Annotated in this window: 6 protein-coding genes; 3 read left to right on the top strand and 3 right to left on the bottom strand. The window is 62.9% G+C overall.

From position 1 onward, the window contains the following. Window positions 1–727 precede the first annotated feature (727 nt). The 3 genes from DK391_RS37065 to gcl all read right to left on the bottom strand — a co-directional run bounded on the left by DK391_RS37065 (window position 728) and on the right by gcl (window position 4,383). Window positions 728–1,636 carry a 2-hydroxy-3-oxopropionate reductase gene (locus tag DK391_RS37065; RefSeq protein ID WP_109482976.1) on the bottom strand — a complete coding sequence of 303 codons (909 nt, stop codon included), beginning with the start codon at window positions 1,634–1,636 and terminating at the stop codon, window positions 728–730. A 72-nt stretch (window positions 1,637–1,708) separates the two neighbouring features. Next, window positions 1,709–2,509 carry a 2-oxo-tetronate isomerase gene (otnI, locus tag DK391_RS37060; RefSeq protein WP_109482977.1) on the bottom strand — a complete coding sequence of 267 codons (801 nt, stop codon included), beginning with the start codon at window positions 2,507–2,509 and terminating at the stop codon, window positions 1,709–1,711. 98 nt (window positions 2,510–2,607) lie between these two features. Further along, window positions 2,608–4,383 carry a glyoxylate carboligase gene (gene gcl / locus DK391_RS37055; RefSeq protein ID WP_109482975.1) on the bottom strand — a complete coding sequence of 592 codons (1,776 nt, stop codon included), beginning with the start codon at window positions 4,381–4,383 and terminating at the stop codon, window positions 2,608–2,610. A gap of 181 nt (window positions 4,384–4,564) precedes the next feature. Here gcl and DK391_RS37050 point away from each other — a divergent pair, with 181 nt between their 5' ends. From DK391_RS37050 to DK391_RS37040, 3 genes are all read left to right on the top strand, one after another. Next, window positions 4,565–5,476, top strand: a complete 912-nt coding sequence (locus DK391_RS37050; RefSeq protein ID WP_109482974.1) for a LysR family transcriptional regulator — start codon at window positions 4,565–4,567, stop codon at window positions 5,474–5,476. Window positions 5,477–5,617: 141 nt separating this feature from the next. Continuing rightward, window positions 5,618–6,427 carry an RNA polymerase sigma factor gene (locus DK391_RS37045; RefSeq protein ID WP_239483056.1) on the top strand — a complete coding sequence of 270 codons (810 nt, stop codon included), beginning with the start codon at window positions 5,618–5,620 and terminating at the stop codon, window positions 6,425–6,427. Beyond that, a complete protein-coding gene (locus tag DK391_RS37040) occupies window positions 6,417–7,391 on the top strand; it encodes an anti-sigma factor (protein ID WP_109482972.1) in 975 nt (324 codons plus the stop codon). The genes DK391_RS37045 and DK391_RS37040 overlap by 11 nt, the downstream gene beginning before the upstream one ends. Window positions 7,392–7,393: the final 2 nt, after the last annotated feature.

Below are 7,393 nucleotides of genomic sequence, written 5' to 3'. Positions count from 1 at the left end.
GTGTCGGCTGTCGCGGCGTATGCGCTTCACTCCGGACTGAAAAGCAAAGGCGGTGTGTCTTGTAGGATCGCCGACGCAGAATGCGCGACAACCTACACACCGTTTGCCACCTGGGCTGGATATGCGAGTCGCTGCCGCTTGGGGCGCTACGGGTGATTGAAGTGGGGTAGGCGACTATTCGAAGCGTGGGCAACGGGCGGTGACTGAGAGGTTGCCGCGTGGAGGATAGGAACCGTTGGGGGCCCGCAGGCAAAGACCGAAGCGGGCGGTGTTAGCCCGCTTTCTTTGCTTACTTTCTTTGCGGCGGCAAAGAAAGTAAGTGCCGCCCCGCACAGGGGCAACGCATGAAGTGGTACGTCATATCGCGGATGCCAGCAAAACAAAACAAAACAAAACAAAGCAAAACAAAAGCAATCGGCACGTGAGCAACGCATGACCAACCAGAAACAAACCACGACTGTCACCGACAAGCCATAAAAAAACCCAAAATGGCGTCGCAGACAAAAACCACAAAAAAACCTTATCCGACAGCAGGACACCCGACGCTGACGTCTGACCGACCAAGGCTTCCCCGTCATCGCCGGGTGCCGCTGCGGACCCCACTTGCCGCTCTCAGCCCAGAGCGGCATGATTTGCCCGATCCGATGCGTGCCGCGCGCCGGACCAGGCGCCCCACCAGTGCGCTACCGCAAGCAACGCAGCAGCGCTAAAGTAAAAACAGACTTGCTTAAGCGGCCTTCTGATCTGCAGCCGGTGCCTGCGCGACTTCAAAGTTCGCCATGATTTCGAGCGCGCGAACCATCGCCGAGTGATCCCATGCCTTGCCGCCGTTAGCCGCACACACGCTGAACAGTTGCTGTGCGTTCGCCGTATGCGGCAATGCGATACCCAGTTTGCGCGCGCCGTCGAGTGCGAGGTTCAGATCCTTCTGGTGCAACTCGATACGGAAGCCCGGATTGAACGTGCGCTTCGTCATGCGCTCGCCATGCACTTCGAGAATGCGCGACGACGCGAAACCGCCCATCAATGCCTTGCGCACGCGCTCCGGATCAGCGCCCGAACGCGCAGCGAACAGCAGGGCTTCTGCCACGGCCTCGATGTTCAGTGCAACGATGATCTGGTTCGCGACCTTGCAGGTCTGACCCGCGCCGTTGTCGCCGATCAGCGAGATGTTCTTGCCCATCAGTTCGAACAGCGGCCTGGCAAGATCGAACGACTTTTGCGGGCCGCCAACCATGATCGTCAGCGTCGCTTCACGTGCACCCACTTCGCCGCCGGAAACCGGCGCATCGAGGTAGTCGCAGCCCAGTTCGTTGATCTTCTTTGCGAATGCCTGCGTGTCGAGCGGCGAGATCGAGCTCATGTCGATCACCAGCTTCCCCTTGCTCAGACCCTTCGCGACGCCGTCATCGTTGAACAGCACGTTCGACACGTCCGGCGTATCCGGCACCATGATGATGACGAGGTCGGCAGCCTGCGCGACCGCCGTCGAATCGGCCACGACGCTGGTGGTGTTGGCGAGATCGTCCGGCACCGGGTACGCGCCATTGACGAACAGCGAATGGCCGCCCTTGATGAGGTTGCGCGCCATGTGCGCGCCCATGATGCCGAGGCCAATGAAACCGATCTTTGCCATTGCGTGAGTCTCCAGTAAATAAGGTTCGAAATGTGCTCGTGTTGCTGCCGTCAGGCGAGGGCAGCGCCTCGATCAGGCTGCTGCATGCGCGCGCTTCACACCCGCGACGTTTTCCAGCCAGCCGAGGCCTTCCGCCGTCGTGGTGCGCGGCTTGTACTCGCAGCCGACGTAGCCCTGATAGCCGAGCGAATCGAGCAGATCGAACAGGAACGGATAGTTGATTTCGCCCGTGCCCGGCTCGTTGCGGCCCGGGTTGTCGGCGAGCTGGATATGGGCGATCTGCGCGAAGTGCTTCTTGATCGTCGCGGCGAGTTCGCCTTCCATCCGTTGCATGTGATAGATGTCGTATTGCAGGAACAGATTGTCGGAGCCGACGGCCTGAATCACGTCGAGTCCTTCCGACGAACGGTTCAGCGCGAAGCCCGGAATGTCGTACGAGTTGCACGGCTCGACCAGCAGCCTGATGCCTTCTTTCTTCAACTCGCCGGCAGCGAAGCGCAGGTTATCGACGATGGTCGAACGCGCCTTGTCGACATCGACGTTTTTCGGAATTCCGACGAGGCAGTTCAGTTGCGGCACCTTCAGTGCCTTCGCGTATTCGATCGCGCGGCCCACGCCTTCCTGGAACTCGCCCACGCGGTCCGGCAGCGACGCGATACCACGTTCGCCCGCTTCCCAGTTGCCAGCGGGGAGGTTGTGCAGCACCAGCTTCAGCTTGTTCTGCTGCAGACGCTCCGACAGTTCAGCGATCTGATACGGATACGGGAACAGAAATTCGACGGCGTCGAAGCCCGCCTCGGCAGCCGCTGCGAAGCGGTCGAGGAAGGGGACTTCGTTGAACAGCATCGTGAGATTCGCGGCAAATTTCGGCATGTTGCTTTTTCTCTCTGGTCGGTCAAATTGAACGGCGTGACGCGGATGAATGCGATTCGTTGCGAACGCATTCATCCGGATGAAGCGGGTACGGCAAATCAGTCGAGCAGGCTGACAGCGCTCGGTGCATCGGCGCGCGTGACGGCGAGATCTTCGAACTCGTTGATCGCGTCGATTTCGGTGCCCATCGAAATGTTGGTCACACGTTCGAGGATCACTTCGACGATCACGGGCACGCTGAACTCGGAGAGCATCGATTGCGCTTTTTCGAGCGCGGGCTTGATGTCTTCCGGCTTGAACACGCGGATCGCCTTGCAACCCAGACCTTCGGCAACAGCCACGTGATCGACGCCATAGCCTTCGAGTTCCGGCGCGTTGATGTTGTCGAACGCGAGCTGCACGCAGAAGTCCATGTCGAACGCGCGCTGTGCCTGGCGGATCAGGCCCAGATACGAGTTGTTCACCACCACATGCACGTACGGCAGCTTGAACTGCGCGCCCACGGCCAGTTCTTCGATCATGAACTGGAAGTCGTAGTCGCCCGACAGCGCGACGATGGGGCGCTGCGGATCAGCGGCGCGCACGCCCAGTGCAGCCGGAATCGTCCAGCCGAGCGGGCCTGCCTGGCCGCAGTTGATCCAGTTGCGTGCCTTGAACACGTGCAGGAACTGCGCGGCGGCGATCTGCGACAGACCGATCGTGCTGACGTAGCACGTATCGCGGCCAAACACCTTGTTCATCTCTTCGTACACGCGCTGCGGCTTGATCGGCACGTTTTCGAAGTGCGTCTTGCGTTGCAGCGTGCGCTTGCGTGCCTGGCATTCTTCGACCCATGCGCTGCGGTCTTTGAGCTTGCCGGCGGCCTTCCATTCTTTCGCGACTTCGACGAACAGTTCGAGCGCCTTCTTCGCATCCGAGACGATGCCGAGATCCGGGCCGAACACGCGACCAATCTGCGTCGGTTCGATATCGACGTGCACGAACTTGCGGCCCTTCGTGTACACATCGACGCTGCCCGTGTGACGGATCGCCCAACGGTTGCCGATGCCGAGCACGAAGTCGGAGGCGCGCATGGTCGCGTTGCCGTAGCGGTGCGACGTCTGCAGACCGACCATGCCGGCCATCAGCGGGTGATCGTCGGGAATCGCGCCCCACGACATCAGCGTCGGGATCACGGGCACGCCGACCGTTTCCGCGAACTGCACGAGCAGGTCTTCAGCGGCTGCGTTGAGCACGCCGCCACCCGAGACGATCAGCGGCTTGGCGGAATCGTTGAGCAACGTGAGCGCGGCTTCGATCTGCTTGCGCGTCGCAGCAGGCTTGTAGATGGGCAGCGGTTCGTACGTGTCGATGTCGAATTCGATTTCGGCGAGCTGCACGTCGATCGGCAGGTCGACGAGCACGGGACCGGGACGGCCCGAGCGCATCAGGTGGAATGCCTGCTGGAACACGCGCGGCACGAGTGCCGGTTCACGCACGGTGACGGCCCACTTCGTGACGGGCTTGGCGATCGATTCGATATCGACGGCCTGGAAGTCTTCCTTGTACAGACGCGCACGCGGCGCCTGACCCGTGATCGCGAGGATAGGAATCGAGTCGGCCTGGGCCGAGTACAAACCGGTGATCATGTCGGTGCCGGCAGGGCCCGACGTGCCGATACACACGCCGATATTGCCCGGCGCGGCACGCGTATAGCCTTCGGCCATGTGCGATGCGCCTTCGACGTGGCGCGCCAGCACGTGACTGATGTTGCCTGCCTTGCGCATGGCCGAGTAGAACGGATTGATGGCGGCGCCCGGAACGCCGAATGCCGTGTCGATGCCTTCTTTTTCGAGCACGAGCACCGCTGCGTCGACGGCTCTCATCTTGGCCATGAATGTCTCCTGGAAGTTCTTAAAGCGGATGGGTGTTAGACACACTTTAAGACTGCATCTAAGGTTTGATAAGATCATTCAAGGTCGCTTATTCCAAAACAAAAAGTATGGAATGCAGGTGGGGCGCCCGTCCCGGCGGGATACGGCGAGACGCCCGTGCCACGGCACTTGGAGACAAAAAATGGACCGCTTCAAACAGATCGAAACGTTCGTGCGCGTCGCTGACGCGGGCAGTCTGGCGTCGGCAGCGCTGGAGGAGGGCGTATCGCCCGTGATTCTCGGGCGGCGCATCGATGCGCTCGAAAAACGCCTCGGCGTGAAGCTGATGTACCGCTCGACGCGGCGGCTGGTGGTCAGCGAAGAAGGCGCGGCGTTTCTGGAGCGTTGCCGCGGTTTGCTAAGCGAATGGGATCAGGCCGAAAACGAGTTGATGGCGGGGCGTCGCTCGGTGAATGGCCATCTGCTCGTGTCGGCGCCGGCCGCGTTCGGACGCAAACACGTGGCGCCGCTAGCGCCTGAGTTCCTGAAGGACAAGCCTGAATTGCAGGTGTCGTTCAATCTGACGGCCCGCGTCGTCGATCGGGTGCGTGAAGGCTATGACCTGTCGATTCGTATCGGCGGTGCGGTCGATCCGAATTTCGTCGCCGTGAAGCTCGCGACCAACCGGCGCGTGGTGTGCGGCACGCCCGCGTACTTTCGCAAGCACGGCAAGCCGAAGTCGCTGGAAGATCTGCCGGCGCATAACTGCCTCGCGTTCAATCTGCAGGGCGGGCAGAACCGAGGCTGGTATTTCCGGCGCAATGGCAAGCTGACGACGGTGCGCGTCGGTGGGACGCTCGATTGCAACGATGGCGAGCTGCTGCACCGCTGGGTGTCGGAAGGACTCGGGCTTGGATGGCGCTCGACGTGGGAGATCGACCAGCAACTGGCGCGCGGCGAACTCGAAACGGTGCTCGATGAATACGCGCTGCCCGATTACGACATTCTTGCCGTATATCCGCAACAGCGATATGTCCCCGCCAAGGTGCGGTATTTCATCGATTATCTGAAAGAGGTGTATTCGCGGGCGGACTACTGGATGAATGTCGGGTAGATGTCACGGCTGGGGCCTGTTGCAACACGCCCAATCCCGCCTTCTACCTACTTTTCTCACAGAATTCGTAAAAACCGGGAATAAACTGGATTGCAGATGGGTTTTGCAGGCGTGGAGTCTGGGCAAGCCTGGAGGCGATCGGTGGATGAGACCGGAAAACAAGCGCAAGGCGACGCACGCGCCGAAGCCGCACGCAGTCTGCGTTTTCAGCAGATGGCGCTGCCGCATCTCGATGCTGCGTATAACCTCGCGCGCTGGTTGTGCGGCAACGGGCACGACGCTGACGACGTCGTGCAGGAAGCGTTCATGCGCGCATACCGTTTCTTCGACACGTTTCACGGCGAGACCGCGCGGCCCTGGCTGCTCGCGATCGTGCGCCGCACGTGGTACACGGAATGGCGTAGGCGCTCGGGCGGCGTAAACGCGACGATCGAGTTCGACGAGAATCTCGACGACGCGACCTTCGAAGGCTGGAGCAGCAGTTCGCCTGACCCCGAAGCGCTGATGATGCGCGACGAAGACACGCGGCTCGTGCACGAAGCGCTGGAGCAGTTGCCCGTCGAGTATCGCGAGGTGCTGATCCTGCGCGAGCTGGAGGAGCTGAGCTACCGCGAAATCGCGACGATCGCCGACCTGCCCGTGGGCACCGTGATGTCGCGGCTCGCGCGCGGGCGGCGCAAGCTCGCCACGGTGCTGACAACGCTGCAGTCGAAGGGGAGTCCGCGCTCGAAGGGCGGCGCGCGCGATAGCGCGGCGCACCGCGGGTCGGACGCGGCGGGAGACGTGCCGGGCGCGCGGCCGGCGATGCGTGCCCGCACGCAGGGGCCGCCTTGTCCAGCGCGCGACAGCACGGTGACCGACACACCACGTAAAACCGGCAGCGGCTGGATGCCGCACGCTCCCGGCGCGTTGCCGGGCGGACTCGCACAGGAGGCGCCAGATGGACTGTAACGAAGCACGGCCGCTTCTCGATGCGAATGCGGACCATGAACTCACGCCGCCGCAATCACGCGATGTGCAGCGGCATATCGAAAGCTGCGAGGCCTGCCGGAGGGAAAGCGACATGGTGCGGGCGATGAAGGGCGCGGTGCGCTCGGCCAACTACTACCGGGCGCCGGACGAACTGCGCTCGAAGATCATGGCGGCGCTGCCGTCGACGGAGCTTGCGACGCCGCGCGAAACGGCACGCGACAGCATGCGTGACGACGCTCGCGACCGTTCGATGCGGCCCGAGCCGCGTGCGAGGCAACGCAAAGGCTGGCGCGACTGGGTGCGATTGCCGCAATTGCCGTCCCTGCCCAAGGGCGGCGGTTTCGGCCCGCTGGCAGGCGAGGGCGCGGGCGGCACGATGGGCGGTGGCGGCTGGCATGCGGGCGCCGCCTGGCGCAGCGGCCTCGCGCTGGCGCTGTGCGTGCTGGTCGCGGCGGGCATCGCAGTGACGCTGCACCGCACGGGCGAGCCGTTGCCGCTGGTCGACGAACTGGTGGCGAGCCACGTGCGGGCGCAACTGTCGGGGCACGACATCGATGTCGTGTCCTCGGATCAGCACACGGTCAAGCCGTGGTTCAACGGCAAGATCGACTATGCGCCGCCCGTCGAGGATCTCGCCGTCAGCGGTTTTCCCCTCGTGGGCGGGCGACTCGACTATGTTGGGCATCGACGGGTGGCCGTGCTGACGTACCGGCACGCGAAGCACGTGATCGACGTCTACGTGCTGCCAGAGGATGACCGCGCAGCCGGCAAGCCGGGCGCGCCGCTGATTCAGGATGGCTACGCGGTGGCGCGCTGGCGCGACGACGGCATGATGTGGTGGGCCGTGACCGACGCCGCGCCCGAGACGCTGACGGCCTTGCAGGCGGCGCTGACGGCGCGGCTGCACGGCACCGAACCGGGCGCGCCGTATCCGGGGAGTTGAGC

The organism is Paraburkholderia sp. C35 (assembly GCF_003121405.1).
GTDB lineage: Bacteria > Pseudomonadota > Gammaproteobacteria > Burkholderiales > Burkholderiaceae > Paraburkholderia.
The sequence above is the reverse complement of the archived record's forward strand: the minus strand, read 5'-3'. Positions and strand labels throughout refer to the sequence as shown.

Excerpts from the sequence above, each read along its gene's own strand:
- DK391_RS37065 (WP_109482976.1), bottom strand. The coding sequence starts at position 1,636 with ATGGCAAAGATCGGTTTCATTGGCCTCGGCATCATGGGCGCGCACATG.
- otnI (WP_109482977.1), bottom strand. The coding sequence starts at position 2,509 with ATGCCGAAATTTGCCGCGAATCTCACGATGCTGTTCAACGAAGTCCCC.
- gcl (WP_109482975.1), bottom strand. The coding sequence starts at position 4,383 with ATGGCCAAGATGAGAGCCGTCGACGCAGCGGTGCTCGTGCTCGAAAAA.
- DK391_RS37050 (WP_109482974.1), top strand. The coding sequence starts at position 4,565 with ATGGACCGCTTCAAACAGATCGAAACGTTCGTGCGCGTCGCTGACGCG.
- DK391_RS37040 (WP_109482972.1), top strand. The coding sequence starts at position 6,417 with ATGGACTGTAACGAAGCACGGCCGCTTCTCGATGCGAATGCGGACCAT.